General features: G+C 65.7%; 12 protein-coding genes. 6 read left to right on the forward strand and 6 right to left on the reverse strand.

The annotated features are described in order from the left end of the window. Nucleotides 1-22: 22 nt before the first annotated feature. The 5 genes from ugpQ to ugpB form a co-directional block, all read right to left on the reverse strand. Nucleotides 23-760, reverse strand: a complete 738-nt coding sequence (gene ugpQ / locus ABIC90_RS19175; protein ID WP_354356793.1) for a glycerophosphodiester phosphodiesterase — start codon at nt 758-760, stop codon at nt 23-25. Nucleotides 761-887: 127 nt separating this feature from the next. Then, nucleotides 888-1,895 carry a sn-glycerol-3-phosphate ABC transporter ATP-binding protein UgpC gene (ugpC, locus tag ABIC90_RS19180; protein ID WP_354356795.1) on the reverse strand — a complete coding sequence of 336 codons (1,008 nt, stop codon included), beginning with the start codon at nt 1,893-1,895 and terminating at the stop codon, nt 888-890. Nucleotides 1,896-2,035: 140 nt separating this feature from the next. After that, on the reverse strand, nt 2,036-2,887 hold the full coding sequence (gene ugpE, locus ABIC90_RS19185) for a sn-glycerol-3-phosphate ABC transporter permease UgpE (protein ID WP_354356797.1): 852 nt from the start codon (nt 2,885-2,887) through the stop codon (nt 2,036-2,038). A gap of 42 nt (nt 2,888-2,929) precedes the next feature. After that, nucleotides 2,930-3,811, reverse strand: a complete 882-nt coding sequence (gene ugpA, locus ABIC90_RS19190) for a sn-glycerol-3-phosphate ABC transporter permease UgpA (RefSeq protein ID WP_354356799.1) — start codon at nt 3,809-3,811, stop codon at nt 2,930-2,932. A gap of 97 nt (nt 3,812-3,908) precedes the next feature. Beyond that, entirely contained in the window at nt 3,909-5,222 is a 1,314-nt protein-coding gene (ugpB, locus tag ABIC90_RS19195) for a sn-glycerol-3-phosphate ABC transporter substrate-binding protein UgpB (protein ID WP_354356801.1), read from the reverse strand. A gap of 226 nt (nt 5,223-5,448) precedes the next feature. On the opposite strand from ugpB, the gene serA reads away from it, so the two are divergent. The 3 genes from serA to ABIC90_RS19210 all read left to right on the forward strand — a co-directional run bounded on the left by serA (nt 5,449) and on the right by ABIC90_RS19210 (nt 11,611). After that, nucleotides 5,449-6,681: a phosphoglycerate dehydrogenase gene (gene serA / locus ABIC90_RS19200; RefSeq protein WP_354356803.1), complete on the forward strand. Its 1,233-nt coding sequence runs from the start codon at nt 5,449-5,451 to the stop codon at nt 6,679-6,681. Nucleotides 6,682-7,295: 614 nt separating this feature from the next. Beyond that, nucleotides 7,296-11,174 carry an FAD/FMN-binding oxidoreductase gene (locus ABIC90_RS19205; protein WP_354356805.1) on the forward strand — a complete coding sequence of 1,293 codons (3,879 nt, stop codon included), beginning with the start codon at nt 7,296-7,298 and terminating at the stop codon, nt 11,172-11,174. Further along, a complete protein-coding gene (locus ABIC90_RS19210; RefSeq protein ID WP_354356807.1) occupies nt 11,171-11,611 on the forward strand; it encodes an HIT family protein in 441 nt (146 codons plus the stop codon). Before ABIC90_RS19205 ends, ABIC90_RS19210 begins: the two co-directional genes overlap by 4 nt. A 30-nt stretch (nt 11,612-11,641) precedes the next feature. On the opposite strand, the gene ABIC90_RS19215 is transcribed toward ABIC90_RS19210, so the two are convergent. Beyond that, nucleotides 11,642-12,430, reverse strand: coding sequence for a hypothetical protein (locus ABIC90_RS19215; RefSeq protein WP_354356809.1), 789 nt, complete (start codon nt 12,428-12,430; stop codon nt 11,642-11,644). Nucleotides 12,431-12,550: 120 nt separating this feature from the next. On the opposite strand from ABIC90_RS19215, the gene ABIC90_RS19220 reads away from it, so the two are divergent. The 3 genes from ABIC90_RS19220 (at nt 12,551) to ABIC90_RS19230 (ending at nt 14,903) form a co-directional block, all read left to right on the forward strand. Beyond that, entirely contained in the window at nt 12,551-12,964 is a 414-nt protein-coding gene (locus ABIC90_RS19220; protein WP_354356811.1) for a DUF971 domain-containing protein, read from the forward strand. 153 nt (nt 12,965-13,117) lie between these two features. Then, nucleotides 13,118-13,849, forward strand: a complete 732-nt coding sequence (gene ubiE, locus ABIC90_RS19225) for a bifunctional demethylmenaquinone methyltransferase/2-methoxy-6-polyprenyl-1,4-benzoquinol methylase UbiE (RefSeq protein WP_354356813.1) — start codon at nt 13,118-13,120, stop codon at nt 13,847-13,849. A 31-nt stretch (nt 13,850-13,880) separates the two neighbouring features. Further along, on the forward strand, nt 13,881-14,903 hold the full coding sequence (locus tag ABIC90_RS19230; RefSeq protein WP_354356815.1) for a Tim44 domain-containing protein: 1,023 nt from the start codon (nt 13,881-13,883) through the stop codon (nt 14,901-14,903). The last annotated feature ends 44 nt before the right edge of the window (nt 14,904-14,947 follow it).

The raw sequence follows: 14,947 nt of genomic DNA on the forward strand, positions 1-14,947 counted from the left end.
GAGCCGGTAACCGATGTGAGGCTCAGCCGCCGGGGCTGAACAGGTCGACACGGTCCGTGATGATGCCGTCCGTGCCCAGGTCGATGAGCCGCTGTGCGGCCCAGTCGTCGTTGACGGTGTAGCTCAGCGAACGCATGCCCGCGCCATGCACCTGCGCGACCGTGGCGGCGTCCCACAGCGCGTGGTTGCAGACGACGGCCTGGCAACCCAGGTCCAGCGCGGTGGCCAGCCAGCCGTCCCGCAGCGTGTCCAGCAGCAGGCCGCGCGGCAGTTCGGGTTGCGCGGCGGCGGCGCCCTCGAGCGATTCGACCTGGAACGAGGTGAGCAGCGGCGCAACGGCTGCGCCCTGCCAAAGGCGCGCCGCTTCCCGTGCCACGACCTCGCCGGTCTCGCGCTCGGTGCCGGGCGTGGGCTTGATCTCGATGTTGAGCAGGTAGCCGTTCGCCAGGCAGAAGCGGGCCAGGTTTTCGAGCGTGGGCAGCGGCTCGCCCGCGAAGGCGCGCGAATGCCAACCGCCTGCATCCAGCTGCGACAGCGCGCTCCATGCCTGCTGGCCGCCGACGCCGTGGCCGTTGGTGGTGCGCTCCAGCGTGGCGTCGTGCATGAGGAACGGCACGCCGTCGGCGCTGAGCTTGGCATCGCACTCGAACATGCGGTAGCCGTGCGAAGCGCCCAGGCGGAAAGCCGCGAGCGTGTTTTCAGGTGCCAGCTTGCCGGCGCCGCGGTGCGCGACCCAGCGGGGGTAGGGCCAGAGGGTCATGAGCAAGTCCTGAGTTGAGGTTCGCCTTCGCGAGACACCGCGGAACCGGCTTCGCCGGGCCGCAGGTGTCGCCCCCGGTAGGGGGTAGGAGAAGCGACACGAAGTGCGCGGAGCCTGGGGGCGAGCATCACTCCGCGCGTTTGCCCGATCCGGCGTCGAACCAGTGCAGCTTGTCTTCGCGCGCGGCGATCTTCACCGTGTCGCCCGCGACCGGCGGGTGATCGCCTTCGTCGGTGCGCATGATGATCTGTTCGTCGCCGATGCGGCCGTACACCAGGCGCTCCGCGCCCAGCAGTTCGACCTGCTCGACCTGTACCGTCCAGCCGCTCTCGTCGAGCTTCATGTGCTCGGGGCGAATGCCCAGGATCTGGCCCGGGCGCACGCCCGGCGCGTGCCGCAGCAGGTTCATCGGCGGCGAGCCGATGAAGCTCGCGACGAAGGTGGTGGCCGGACGCGAATACACCTCTTCGGGCGTCGCGAACTGGTCCATCACGCCGCCGTTCATCACGATGATGCGTTGCGCCAGCGTCATCGCCTCGACCTGATCGTGCGTGACGAAGAGCGAGGTGATGCCCAGTTCGCGGTGCAGCTTCTGGATTTCGAGGCGGGTCTGCGCGCGCAGCTTGGCGTCCAGGTTCGACAGCGGTTCGTCGAACAAAAACACCTGCGGCTGGCGCACGATGGCCCGGCCCATGGCCACGCGCTGGCGCTGCCCGCCCGAGAGCTCGCGGGGCTTGCGCTCGAGCAGGTGGCCCAGTTCGAGGATCTTGGCGGCCTTGTCCACCCGCACCTTGATTTCGGGCACCGGCACCTTGGCGATCTTCAGGCCGTAGGCCATGTTCGCGAACACGCTCATGTGCGGATAGAGCGCGTAGTTCTGGAACACCATGGCGATGTCGCGCTCGGAGGGCTCGAGGTCGTTCACCACGCGCCCGCCGATGAAGATTTCGCCGGCCGAGATTTCCTCGAGGCCAGCCACCATGCGCAGCAGCGTCGATTTGCCGCAGCCCGAAGGCCCGACGATCACGACGAATTCATGGTCGGCGATCTCGGCGCTCACGCCGTGGATGACCTGGTTGGCTTTCGGCCCGTGGCCGTAGCGCTTGATGACGTTGCGTAAGGAAAGTGCAGCCATGTTCTTCTCGATTGCGGCCTCTGTTGCGAGGCACTGTTATTTCCAGAACCACCGCGGAACCGGCTTTGCCGGGCTGCTGGTGGTGCCCCCGGTAGGGGGTTGGCGAAGCGACACGAAGTGCGCGCAGCCTGGGGGCGAGCCTATTTCTCAGTGTCCACGAGGCCCTTGACGAACCACTTTTGCATCAGCACCACCACCAGCGCGGGCGGCAGCATCGCGAGGATGGCAGTGGCCATCACGACGTTCCATTCGTTCTGCCCGTCGCCGCCGGCAATCATTCGCTTGATGCCGACCACCACGGGGTACATGTCTTCGCTCGTGGTTGCCAGCAGCGGCCACAGGTACTGGTTCCAGCCGTAGATGAACTGGATCACGAACAGCGCCGCGATCGAGGTCTTGGACAGCGGCAGCAGCACGTCGAAGAAAAAGCGCATGGGGCTCGCGCCGTCCATGCGCGAGGCCTCGGTCAGCTCGTCCGGCACCGTGAGGAAGAACTGGCGGAACAGGAAGGTCGCCGTGGCCGACGCGATCAGCGGCACCGTGAGGCCCGCGTAGGTGTTCAGCATGTTCAGGTCCGACAGCACCTTGTAGGTGGGCAGGATGCGCACCTCCACCGGCAGCATCAGCGTCACGAAGATGGCCCAGAAGCAGATCTTCTTGAACGGAAAGCGGAAGTAGACGATGGCAAAGGCGGACAGCAGCGAGATGGAGATCTTGCCGATGGCGATGACCATCGCCGTCACGAAGCTCACCCACATCATGTGCGCCACCGGGGCGTTGGAGCCCGCGCTGTTCTCGCGCCCGAAGAGCGCGCCCTTGTAGCTGTCGATCATGTTCGAGCCGGGCAGCAGCGGCATCGGCGCCTGCACGATCTCCTGGGCGGTGTGCGTGGAGGCCACGAACGCCAGGTAGAGCGGGAAGGCGACGATGAAGACGCCCAGGATCATGATGACGTGGGCCAGGATGCCCTGTGTTCCGCGCCGCTCAACCATGGTGCGCTCCGCCGGTCGTGTGGTTGTGTGAGGTGGTCATGTTCAGTACTGCACTTTCTTCTCGACGTAGCGGAACTGGATGACGGTCAGCGCCACCACGATCACCATCAGCACCACCGACTGCGCGGCCGAGCCGCCCAGGTCCAGGCTCTTGAAGCCGTCGTGGTAGACCTTGTAGACCAGGATGGTGGTGTCCTGCCCCGGGCCGCCCTGGGTGGCCGCATCGACGATCGCGAAGGTGTCGAAGAAGGCGTACACCACGTTGATCACCAGAAGGAAGAAGGTGGTGGGCGACAGCAGCGGGAACTGCACCGTCCAGAAGCGGCGCCACGGGCGCGCGCCGTCGATGGCCGCGGCCTCGATCAGCGACTTCGGAATGGACTGCAGCCCCGCCAGGAAGAACAGGAAGTTGTAGGAGATCTGCTTCCACACCGAGGCCATCACGATCAGCGTCATGGCGTGGCCCGAGTCGAGCAGGTGGTTCCAGTTGATGCCGATCTTGCCCAGCGCATAGGCCACCACGCCCAGCGAGGGCGAGAACATGAAGACCCACAGCACGGCCGCCACGGCGGGCGCTACGGCGTACGGCACGATGAGCATGGTCTTATAGAAGGTGCCGCCGCGCGTGATGCGGTCGGCGAACACGGCGAGCACCAGCGACAGGCTGATGCCGATGCTGGCCACCAGCACCGAGAACACGGCCGTGGTCTTGAACGACGCGGCGTAGCTCGAGTCGCCCCACAGATGCCTGAAGTTGTCGAGGCCGACGAATTCGACCGAGGTGCCGAACGCGTCCTGCTGCTGCAGCGACTGCAGCAGGGCCTGTGCCGCCGGCCAGAAGAAAAACACGAGGATCACCGCCATCTGCGGCGTCAACAGCAGCCAGGGCAACCAGCCCGAGCGAAAGAAAACGCGTTTTTCCATGATCCCTCTGAATAAAAAATCCCGCCCGTTCCGCCCTTGTGCAAGAGCGGATGGGGCGGGCGATATTAGCCGGACACGCAGGCCCGGCCGTCAAACGTTAGCTTTTGTTGGCTTTCTGGAAGCGTTCCAGCTGTTCGTTGCCGCGCGTGACGATGGCGTCCAGGGCTTCCTTGGCGGTCTTCTTGCCGTTCCAGACCTGTTCGAGCTCTTCGTCCTCGATGGCGCGGATCTGCACGTAGTTGCCCAGGCGGATGCCGCGGCTCTTGTCGGTGACCTTGCGGATCATCTGCGTCACGGCCACGTCGGTGCCGGGGTTCTGCTTGTAGAAGCCCGAGTCTTCGGTGAGCTTGTACGAGGCGGTGGTCACCGGCAGGTAGCCGGTGCGCTTGTGGCTGGCGGACTGCACTTCAGGCGTCGAGATGAAGCTGAAGAACTTGGCCACGCCCTTGTACTCGGCCGGCTTCTTGCCCGACATGACCCAGAGGCTCGCGCCGCCGATCACGGTGTTCTGCGGTGCGCCCGGCACGTCCGGGTAGTAGGGCAGGGGCGCCAGGCCGTAGGCGAACTTGGCGTTCTTGGCCACGTTGCCGTAGAAGCCCGAAGACGTGTTGATCATGGCGCACTCGCCCGAGACGAACGAAGCCTCGGGCACGTTGCCGCGGCCCTTGTAGATGAAGAGGCCCTGCTTGGCCATGCTCGCGAGGTTCTCCACATGGCGCTGGTGCAGCGGCGAGTTGACCTTCAGGCGCGTGTCCAGGCCCTGCAGGCCGTTGGACTTGGTCGCGAACTCCACGTTGTGCCAGGCCGAGAAGCTCTCGAGCTGTGTCCAGTTCTGCCAGGCGGTGGTGAAGGGGCACTTGTGGCCGCTCGCCTTGAGCTTGGCCGCCGCCGCGACCACTTCGGGCCAGGTCGACGGTGCCTTGTCGGTGGGGAGGCCCGCAGCCTTGAAGGCGTCCTTGTTGAAATAGAAGACCGTGGTCGAGCTGTTGAACGGGAAGCTCAGCATCTGGCCGTTGGGCGCGGTGTAGTAACCGGCCACGGCGGGGATGTAGGCGGCCGGATCGAACTTCTCGCCCGCGTCCTTCATGACCTGGCCGACCGGAATGATCGCGCCCTTGCTGGCCATCATGGTGGCGGTGCCCACTTCGAACACCTGCAGGATGTGCGGTGCGTTGCCCGCGCGGAAGGCCGCGATGGAGGCCGTCATGGATTCGTCGTACGTGCCCTTGAAGGTGGGGACGATCTTGTATTCCTTCTGGCTCTCGTTGAATTGCTTGGACAGGTCGTTGACCCACTCGTTGTTGACGGCGGTCATCGAGTGCCACCACTGGATTTCGGTCTGGGCCTGGGCCACGTTGAACAGCGTGGTCGCGGCCAGCGCCGATGCCAGCGCGAGCGTCTTGAATCGCATGAAGACTCCTGAAGGGAAAATGAAAGCGCGAATGCTAGGGCATGTGGATGACACAGCCGCGTCACATTGGCGCACGGACCGCCGTCATCTTCCAATCGGGGAAACCCTTTTGGCGCCAAGCCCGGCGCGGGGTGCGGGCCTGCATGCTGCGCCGCACCATGCTAGCATCGCCCTCCCTTTTTTGGCCTAGCTCGTTGCCATGGCCGGGGCCTTCCGCGAGACCGCCATGAGCAGCAAAACATCCCTCGACAAAAGCAGGATCAAGTTCCTCTTGCTCGAAGGCATTCACCCCTCGGCCGTGGAGGTGCTGCGCGCCGCCGGCTACACCAACATCGAGTCGCTGCCGGGTGCTTTGCCCGACGCCGAACTCAAGGCAAAGATCGCCGACGTTCACTTCCTGGGCATCCGTTCGCGCACGCAACTGACGGCCGATGTGTTTGCTGCGGCCCACAAGCTGGTGGCGGCAGGGTGTTTCTGCATCGGCACCAACCAGGTCGACCTGGAAGCCGCCCGCGAGCACGGCGTGGCGGTGTTCAACGCTCCCTATTCCAATACGCGCTCGGTGGCCGAGCTGGTGCTGGCCGAAGCGATCCTCCTGCTGCGCGGCGTGCCCGAGAAGAGCGCGGTGGCGCACCGCGGCGGCTGGCTCAAGTCGGCCGACAACGCTTTTGAGATCCGCGGCAAGACGCTGGGCATCGTGGGCTACGGCTCGATCGGCGCGCAGCTGTCGGTGCTGGCCGAGGCGCTGGGCATGCATGTGGCTTTCTTCGATGTGGTCACCAAGCTGCCGCTGGGCAATGCCCGCCAGGTGCGCGACCTGCACCAGCTGCTGGGGCAGAGCGACATCGTCACGCTGCACGTGCCCGAAACGCAGGCCACGCAATGGATGATCGGCGCGGCTGAGATCGCGGCAATGAAGCCGGGTTCGATCCTCATCAATGCCTCGCGCGGCACCGTGGTCGAGATCGATGCGCTGGCCGAGGCGCTGAAAGAGAAGAAGCTCCTGGGCGCCGCGATCGACGTGTTCCCGGTGGAGCCGCGCAGCAACAAGGACGAGTTCCTGTCGCCGTTGCGCGGGCTGGACAACGTGATCCTCACGCCGCACATCGGCGGTTCGACCATGGAGGCGCAGGCCAACATCGGGCTCGAAGTGGCCGAGAAGCTGGTGAAGTACAGCGACAACGGCACCTCGACTTCGTCCGTCAACTTTCCCGAGGTGGCGCTGCCTGCGCATCCTGGGAAGCACCGGCTGTTGCACATTCACCGGAACGTGCCGGGTGTCTTGTCGGAGATCAACAAGATCTTTTCGGACAACAACATCAACATCTCTTCCCAGTTTCTTCAGACGAACGAGAAGGTCGGCTATGTCGTGATCGATATCGACGCTGCTTCTTCGGACCTGGCGCTGGAAAAGCTGGCTAAGGTGAACGGGACTATTCGGAGTCGCGTGCTGTTCTGAGGTTTTTTCAGGGTTTGCGGCGATGGGTGCTGTGCCCTTGGGCGGCCGACGTCACCGGCCCTTCGGGCTTCCCTGCGCTGCTCGCGACGGGCGGGGTCTCGCAGAACTCGCCTGCGGCTCAAACAGCTGCGAGCCCTGATCCGCCCGTCACTGCGCTGCTCGGCGGTGCCTCAACGGCCGCCCAAGGGCACAGCACCCATCGCCGCCGTCAGCGCGGTTGTCGATCACTCCCTCTTGGAGCCCGCTTTCGGTTTTACTCCCTCTTCCTCTGGGAGAGGGCTGGGGTGAGGGCAGACGGCCTCCACCTCACAGCAGCGCCCGGCCTGCGGTACAGCCCCATCAGCCCCTCTGTGCCGCCGAGGAGCACAGCGTTTCGCGGACAAGGGCTTGCAGCTGTCTGAGCCGAAGGCGAGTTCTGCAAGACCCCGCGAAATGCGAGCACCGCAGGGGAGCCGCAAAGCGGCCGGCACAGTGGGGCTGATGGGGCTGTACCGCAGGCCGGGTGCCCTCCCCAAGGGGTACACCGCCACAACAAGGCAGACACCCCAAGCCCTGCCCTAAAATCCATCCCCCGGCTACATGGGCGCGCAGCGCCTGGCCAAGGGCCCCACCCGATGAATGCTCCGACCGCGTTGAATACGCTATTGGCACAGGCCGCAGAGCCTGTCCGACTGCGCGAGATCCCGTACAACTACACCAGCTTCTCCGATCGCGAGATCGTGATTCGCCTGCTGGGCGAACGCGGCTGGGAACTGCTGCAGACCCTGCGCGCCGAGCGCCGCACTGGTCGATCGGCGCGCATGCTCTACGAGGTGCTGGGCGATATCTGGGTGGTGCAGCGCAACCCCTACCTGGTCGACGACCTGCTGGACAACCCGCGCCGCCGCGGCCAGCTGGTCGAGGCCCTCAAGCACCGCCTGGCCGAAGTCCAGAAGCGCCGCACCCCCGACAGCGACATGCCGCGCGACCAGTTGGTCGGCGAGCTCACGGGCCTGGTCGGCAGCGCGGTCGCTGATTTCGACACCAAGTTCCGCGACGTCGCCGCCCTCCGCCGCAAGGCCACCCGCGTGCTGGGCCGGCTCACCGCCAAGGACAACATCAAGTTCGACGGCCTCTCGCGCGTGTCGCACGTGACCGATGCGACCGACTGGCGCGTGGAGTACCCCTTCGTCGTGCTGTGCCCCGACACCGAGGCCGAGATGGCGCTGCTGGTCAAGGGCTGCATCGAGCTGGGCCTGACGATCATTCCGCGCGGAGGCGGCACCGGCTACACCGGCGGCGCGATTCCACTGACCTGGAACAGCGTCGTCATCAACACCGAGAAGCTCGAGGCGATGACCGAGGTGGAGCACATGCCGCTGCCCGGCCTTGCCGACCCCGTGCCCACCATCTGGACCGAAGCCGGCGTCGTCACGCAGCGCGTGGCTGATGCGGCCGAGCGCGCGGGCTTCGTGTTCGCGGTCGATCCCACTTCCGCCGAAGCCTCGTGCGTGGGCGGCAACGTCGCGATGAACGCGGGTGGCAAGAAGGCCGTGCTCTGGGGCACGGCGCTGGACAACCTCGCCTCCTGGCGCATGGTCACGCCGCAGGCTGAATGGCTCGAAGTCACGCGCATCGGGCACAACCTGGGCAAGATCCATGATGCCGAGAGCGCTGTTTTCGAGCTGCAGTACTACGCGGCCGACGGCAAGACCAAGCTGCGCACAGAGCGCCTCGACATTCCCGGTCGCAGCTTCCGCAAGGAGGGCCTGGGCAAGGACGTGACCGACAAGTTCCTTTCGGGCCTGCCGGGTATCCAGAAAGAAGGCTGTGACGGGCTCATCACCAGCTGCCGCTGGGTGGTGCACAAGATGCCTTCGCATACCCGCACCGTGTGCCTCGAATTCTTCGGCAACGCCAAGGACGCGGTGCCCAGCATCGTCGAGATCAAGGACTTCATGTTCGCCGAGCAGAAGCGCTCGGGCGTGCTGCTGGCCGGCCTCGAACACCTGGACGACCGGTATCTGAAGGCTGTCGGCTACGCCACGAAATCGAAGAAACACGGCGGGCTGCCGAAGATGGTGCTGTTCGGCGACATCGCGGGCGACGACGCCGATGCGGTGGCGCGCGTTACCTCCGAGGTGGTGCGCATCGCGAACTCGCGCAGCGGCGAAGGCTTCATTGCCATCAGCCCCGAGGCGCGCAAGAAATTCTGGCTGGACCGCAAGCGCACGGCCGCCATCAGCAAGCACACCAACGCCTTCAAGATCAACGAAGACGTGGTGATTCCGCTGCCGCGCATGGCCGAGTACAGCGACGGCATAGAGCGCATCAACATCGAGCTGTCGCTGCAGAACAAGCTTGCGCTTACCGACGAACTCGAAACCTTCCTCACGCGCGGCAACCTGCCGCTGGGCAAGACCGACGATGCGCACGAGATTCCGGCGGCCGAGCTGCTCGAAGACCGCGTGGCGCAAGCCGTGGCGCTGGTGCACGAGGTGCGCGCACTCTGGGCCGGCTGGCTGCAGAACGTCGATGCGCTGTTCCCGCAGCTGCAGGACCACACGCTGCGCGCGAGCTGGAAGACCCAGCTGCGCCAGCCGCTGCAGGAGATTTTTTCGGGCGCCGAGTTCGCGCCGATCCTGGCCGAGTGCACCGCCATCCACAAGCAGGTGCTCAAGGGCCGCGTGTGGGTTGCGCTGCACATGCACGCGGGCGACGGCAACGTGCACACCAACATCCCCGTGAACAGCGACAACTACGACATGCTGCAGACCGCGCATGCCGCAGTGGTGCGCATCATGGCGCTGGCGCGCAGCCTGGACGGCGTGATCTCGGGCGAGCACGGCATCGGCATCACCAAGCTCGAATTCCTGAGCGACGAAGAGCTGCGCCCCTTCACTGAATACAAGGCCCGTGTAGACCCCGAGGGTCGCTTCAACAAGGGCAAGCTCCTGCGCGCGCCGGCCGGTGAAGCCATCACGCTGCATGCCGACCTGACCAACGCCTACACGCCGAGCTTCGGCCTCATGGGGCACGAGTCGCTGATCATGCAGCAGAGCGACATCGGCGCGATTGCCGACAGCGTGAAAGACTGCCTGCGCTGCGGCAAGTGCAAGCCGGTGTGCGCCACCCACGTGCCGCGCGCCAACCTGCTCTACAGCCCGCGCAACAAGATCCTCGCGACGTCGTTGCTGGTGGAAGCCTTTCTCTATGAAGAGCAGACCCGGCGCGGCATCAGCATCAAGCACTGGGAAGAGTTCGAGGACGTCGCCGATCACTGCACTGTGTGCCACAAGTGCCTGACGCCCTGCCCGGTGAAGATCGACTTCGGCGACGTGTCGATGAACATGCGCAACCTGCTGCGCAAGATGGGCCAGAAGAGCTTCCGCCCCGGCAACGCGGCCGCGATGTTCTTCCTGAACGCGACCAACCCGCAGACCATCAAGGCGGTGCGCGCGGGCATGGTGGGCATCGGCTTCAAGGCGCAGCGCCTGGCCAACGACCTGCTGCGTGGCCTGGCGAAGAAGCAGACCGCGGCGCCGCCGGCCACGCTGGGGCCGGCGCCGATCAAGGAGCAGGTGATCCACTTCATCAACAAGAAGATGCCGGGCAACCTGCCGAAGAAGACGGCGCGCGCGCTGCTGGACATCGAGGATGCGGACTATGTGCCGATCATTCGCGACCCGAAGGCGACCACGTCGGAGACCGAGGCGGTCTTCTACTTCCCGGGCTGCGGCTCGGAGCGGCTGTTCTCGCAAGTGGGCCTGGCCACGCAGGCGATGCTCTGGCATGCGGGTGTGCAGACGGTGCTGCCGCCGGGATACCTGTGTTGCGGCTATCCGCAGCGCGGCAGCGGCCAGTTCGACAAGGCCGAGAAGATGATCACCGACAACCGCGTGCTCTTCCACCGCGTGGCCAACACGCTCAACTACCTGGACATCAAGACGGTGGTGGTGAGCTGCGGCACCTGCTACGACCAGCTGCAGGGCTACCAGTTCGACAAGATCTTCCCGGGTTGCCGGATCATCGACATCCACGAGTACCTGCTGGAGAAGGGCATCACGCTCGCCGGTGCCGGCGGTGGCGGCTACCTGTACCACGACCCCTGCCACTCGCCGATGAAGCTGCAGGACCCGATGAAGACGGTGAAGGCGCTGGTCGGCGACAACGTGCTCAAGAACGACCGCTGCTGCGGCGAATCGGGCACGCTGGGCGTGTCGCGGCCGGACATCTCCACGCAGATCCGCTTCCGCAAGGAGGAGGAGCTCAAGAAGGGCGAGGCCGCATTGCGCGATGCCGGCCAGGTCGGCGCGAAGGACAACGTGAAGATCCTCACCAGCTGCCCGAGCTGCCTGCAGGGCCTCTCGCGCTACGGCAACGACCTGAACAACGGCCTGCTCGAAGCCGACTACATCGTGGTCGAGATGGCCAACAAGATCCTCGGCGACGACTGGATGCCAAAGTACGTGGCCGCCGCCAACCACGGCGGCATCGAACGGGTGCTGGTGTGACGGTGCGTCCAGGGTGCCCTTTTTGCGAAGGCCCGGGCGGCCGCGTGGTGTTCGAGGGCGCAAAGCTGCGCGTGATCCACGCGGAAGAGGCGGGCTTTCCGGCTTTCTACCGTGTGATCTGGCGCGAGCATGCGCCGGAGTTTTCCGACCTGGGCGCCTCGGACCGCGTGCTGTGCATGGAAGCGGTCACCGTGGTCGAGCAGTGCCTGCGTGAGCAGCTCGCGCCCGCCAAGATCAACCTTGCCGCGCTCGGCAACATGGTGCCGCACCTGCATTGGCATGTGATCGCGCGCTTTGCATGGGACAGCCACTTTCCCTCGCCGTTCTGGGCGGCTGCGCAGCGTGCGGCGCCAGCCGATCGCGTGGCGGCCGTGCAGGCGCTGCTGCCGAAGGCGGAGGCCGAAATGGTCCGCCGGCTGGCGCCGTTTCAGGGCTGACTTCAGGCCTCTACTCCAGGCCGATTCCGCTCAGCGAGCGGACGCCGTGCGGGCCGTCGCGGCTGCCTTTCGGCTCGCGCAGGCTTCCTTGAACTCCAGGGTCGCGCGCGTTTCGCTGGAGAAACGCTTCGATGGCACGCTGCCATCACGGCAGACGCGCTCGAGTTCGGCCTGCGCCTGGCGATTGCCTGCATGCGAGGCATGCGCCAGCACGCGCAGTGCATGAAGAGGCAAGGTGCCTGGCGCGTTCGCCGATGGGTGGGTCGCTTCCGCCGCAGGCCTGGACGTGGCCGGCGGGCTGGTGTCGGCCACCGGCAGCGTGCGGCCCGTGCCTGCCGACGTGGGGAGGCGCTCTACCGCGGTGAAGTCGCCGCTCTTGCCTGCACGCGCGACCATCTGGCGGTAGCTGTCCATCATGTGCGCGGTGTCCTTGGGCGTCAGGTCTTTCGCCGGCTTGGCCAGATATGCGGCCACTTCGGGTGGGAGCGCCGCGTTCACGGCGCTGAACTCGGGGGCGGCGCCCGTGGCCCGGGTTCCGAACTGGGCCGCATGCGCCGCATCGTCCGTGAGCGCTGCGGCGCCCTTGCCCACGACGCCGGTCGCGCTCTCCGCCGCGACGGCACCCGCTCCGACGGCCGCCCCCTTGCCCGCGGTGCCGGCCGTCTTGCCTACCGTGGCCGCCTTGCCTGCTGCTTTGCCGAGCAGCCCCCAGAAGGCATGCGCCGGCATGGTGGCGCCGGCCGAGAGCGCGGCGCAAAGGGCAAGGGCGGCCCAGTTCGGGCGCAGTGGGCGAGGGTGAAGGCGTGTCTGTGTCTGCATGCATCGATGCTAAGTGCTGCCCGGTGTGCTCGGTGTTCGCCCGGCATCGGTCGCCCCGCGCGAAGGCATCGGCTGCGCGGCATACTGCGCGATTGCGAAATTTTCCGAATGGGATCCCCAATGGCAGGCTTGAAATCTGGCGCTCCGACGCCGCAATCGATCACCGTGCACGGCCAGTCGCGCGTGCTCGAAGTGGGCTTCTCCGACGGCGCAAGCTTCCGCATTCCCTTCGAGCTGATGCGCATCTACTCGCCCTCGGCCGAGGTGCAGGGGCATGGTCCGGGCCAGGAAATCCTGCAGACCGGCAAGCGCGACGTGGAACTGTCGAACCTCGAGCCGGTCGGCAACTACGCCGTGCAGCCGACCTTCAGCGACGGCCACAGCTCAGGCATCTACTCCTGGGACCTGCTCTACGAACTCGGTGCGAACGAGGCCGATCTGTGGTCGCAGTACGAGCGCCGTCTGGCCGAGGCGGGCGTGGATCGCGACGCGCCCATGATCGACAAGGGCGGCTCCGCCTGCAGCAGCCACTGAGGCCCGAGCGCCGTGGTGCTATTGAAAAGATAGCTCTGAAGGCAACATGGGCGGGCGCTGCGGCGCCTCTTCATTCGAAGAAAAGCAACAAATGCCCCCGTAGGTGCGGGGTCGTCCGCTTGATGTGAAGGCTTACGGCCTAACATCGGTTGCATGAGTACCACCCACTTCGGCTTCGAAAAAGTCGACGAAAGCGAAAAGGCGCAACGTGTCCGCGGCGTCTTCGATTCGGTAGCCTCGCGCTACGACGTCATGAACGACCTGATGTCGGTGGGCCTGCACCGCGCCTGGAAGGCCTACACGGTCATGGTGGCGAACGTGGGCGAAGGCTCGCGTGTGCTCGACATCGCGGGCGGCACCGGCGATCTGGCGCTTGCCTTCTCCAAGAAGGTCGGCGCCACCGGCCAGGTGGTCCACACCGACATCAACGAAGCCATGCTGAGCACCGGCCGCGACCGCCTGCTCGATGCCGGCGTCTCGCTGCCCACGCTGGTGTGCGACGCCGAGAAGCTGCCGTTTCCCGATGACCATTTCGATGTCGTGACCGTGGCCTTTGGCCTCCGCAACATGACGCACAAGGACATCGCGCTCAAGGAAATGAACCGCGTGCTCAAGCCGCGCGGCAAGCTCCTGGTGCTCGAGTTCTCCAAGATCGCCAAGCCGCTCACCAAGGCCTACGACTGGTATTCCTTCAACGTGCTGCCGCGTCTTGGCAAGCTCGTGGCTGGCGACGACGCGAGCTATCGCTACCTGGCCGAATCCATCCGCATGCATCCCTCGCAAGAGGAGCTCAAGACCCTCATGAAAGAGGGCGGTTTCGGACATGTGGACTATCACAACATGACCGGGGGCATCGCTGCCCTGCATGTTGGAATCAAATGTTGATGAGGCGAATTTTCGCTCTAGAGGAGACGACATGAAGAGTTTGAGTTCTTTGTTTTTGGCGGCTGCGTTGGTGCTTGTGAGCGTGCAGGCCGACGCCGCCCGTGTGGGCGGCGGCAAGTCCTTTGGGCGCCAGTCGTCCAACGTGACGCAGCGCCAGTCCACGCCGCCTGCAGCGCCCGCGCAGCAGAACGCGACCAACTCGGCAGCCAAGCCGGCAACCGCCGCGCCTGCGGCCGCCGCACCGAAGCGTCCGTGGGGCGCCATGCTGGGCGGCTTGGCCGCCGGCCTTGGCCTCGCATGGCTTGCAAGTTCGCTGGGGCTGGGCGCAGGCTTCGCCAACATCCTGCTGATCGGTCTCCTGGTGTTCGCTGCCCTCGCGGTGTGGCGCATCTTCAAGGCGCGCTCGGCAGCCTCGGGCGGCAATCGCCAGGGCGGCTTTGCGTTCCAGGGCGCCGGCGGCAGCCCCGCCAACGCCAGCGCACCGGCACAGTACAGCCCCGCCAATGTGGGCAACGATGCCTCGGCACGCCCTTGGGAGCGTTCGGCCACCGCCTTCGACGCCACGCCGGCTGACGGCGACCGCCATGGCAGCAGCCTTTCTGCAGCAGGTGCTGCGGCTGGCGGCAGCATGATCGGTTCGGCACTCGGCGGTTCGCAATCCTGGGGCATTCCCGCCGGATTCGATGTCGACGGCTTCCTCGGCGCCGCCAAGCGCAATTTCGTGACGCTGCAAGATGCCTGGGACCGTGCCGACGTGTCGATGCTGCGCTCGATGATGACCGACGAGATGGTCGAGGAAATCCGCACGCAGCTGGCCGACCGTGCCAGCCACACCGGCGGTTCCTCGAACAAGACCGAAGTCGTGATGCTCGACGCCAAGCTGCTCGGCATCGAAGAGCTGCCCGACGCCTACATGGCGAGCGTGGAGTTCTCCGGAATGATCCGCGAAGACGCTTCGGCCGGCCCGGGTCCGTTCCGCGAAGTCTGGAACATGACCAAGCCGACCGGCGGCAGCGGCGGCTGGCTTGTTGCCGGCGTGCAAGCGCTGCAGTAAACGACAGATGTTCGCGGCCGCCGGGCCGCGTACAGAAACGATAA

This window comes from Variovorax boronicumulans (assembly GCF_040544675.1).
In the GTDB taxonomy this organism is placed as follows: Bacteria; Pseudomonadota; Gammaproteobacteria; order Burkholderiales; family Burkholderiaceae_C; genus Variovorax; species Variovorax boronicumulans_D.

What these genes read in the sequence shown, in the direction of transcription:
- ugpQ (WP_354356793.1), bottom strand. Translation starts at nt 760, where the DNA reads ATGACCCTCTGGCCCTACCCCCGCTGGGTCGCGCACCGCGGCGCCGGC.
- ugpC (WP_354356795.1), bottom strand. Translation starts at nt 1,895, where the DNA reads ATGGCTGCACTTTCCTTACGCAACGTCATCAAGCGCTACGGCCACGGG.
- ugpE (WP_354356797.1), bottom strand. Translation starts at nt 2,887, where the DNA reads ATGGTTGAGCGGCGCGGAACACAGGGCATCCTGGCCCACGTCATCATG.
- ugpA (WP_354356799.1), bottom strand. Translation starts at nt 3,811, where the DNA reads ATGGAAAAACGCGTTTTCTTTCGCTCGGGCTGGTTGCCCTGGCTGCTG.
- ugpB (WP_354356801.1), bottom strand. Translation starts at nt 5,222, where the DNA reads ATGCGATTCAAGACGCTCGCGCTGGCATCGGCGCTGGCCGCGACCACG.
- serA (WP_354356803.1), top strand. Translation starts at nt 5,449, where the DNA reads ATGAGCAGCAAAACATCCCTCGACAAAAGCAGGATCAAGTTCCTCTTG.
- ABIC90_RS19205 (WP_354356805.1), top strand. Translation starts at nt 7,296, where the DNA reads ATGAATGCTCCGACCGCGTTGAATACGCTATTGGCACAGGCCGCAGAG.
- ABIC90_RS19215 (WP_354356809.1), bottom strand. Translation starts at nt 12,430, where the DNA reads ATGCAGACACAGACACGCCTTCACCCTCGCCCACTGCGCCCGAACTGG.
- ABIC90_RS19220 (WP_354356811.1), top strand. Translation starts at nt 12,551, where the DNA reads ATGGCAGGCTTGAAATCTGGCGCTCCGACGCCGCAATCGATCACCGTG.
- ubiE (WP_354356813.1), top strand. Translation starts at nt 13,118, where the DNA reads ATGAGTACCACCCACTTCGGCTTCGAAAAAGTCGACGAAAGCGAAAAG.
- ABIC90_RS19230 (WP_354356815.1), top strand. Translation starts at nt 13,881, where the DNA reads ATGAAGAGTTTGAGTTCTTTGTTTTTGGCGGCTGCGTTGGTGCTTGTG.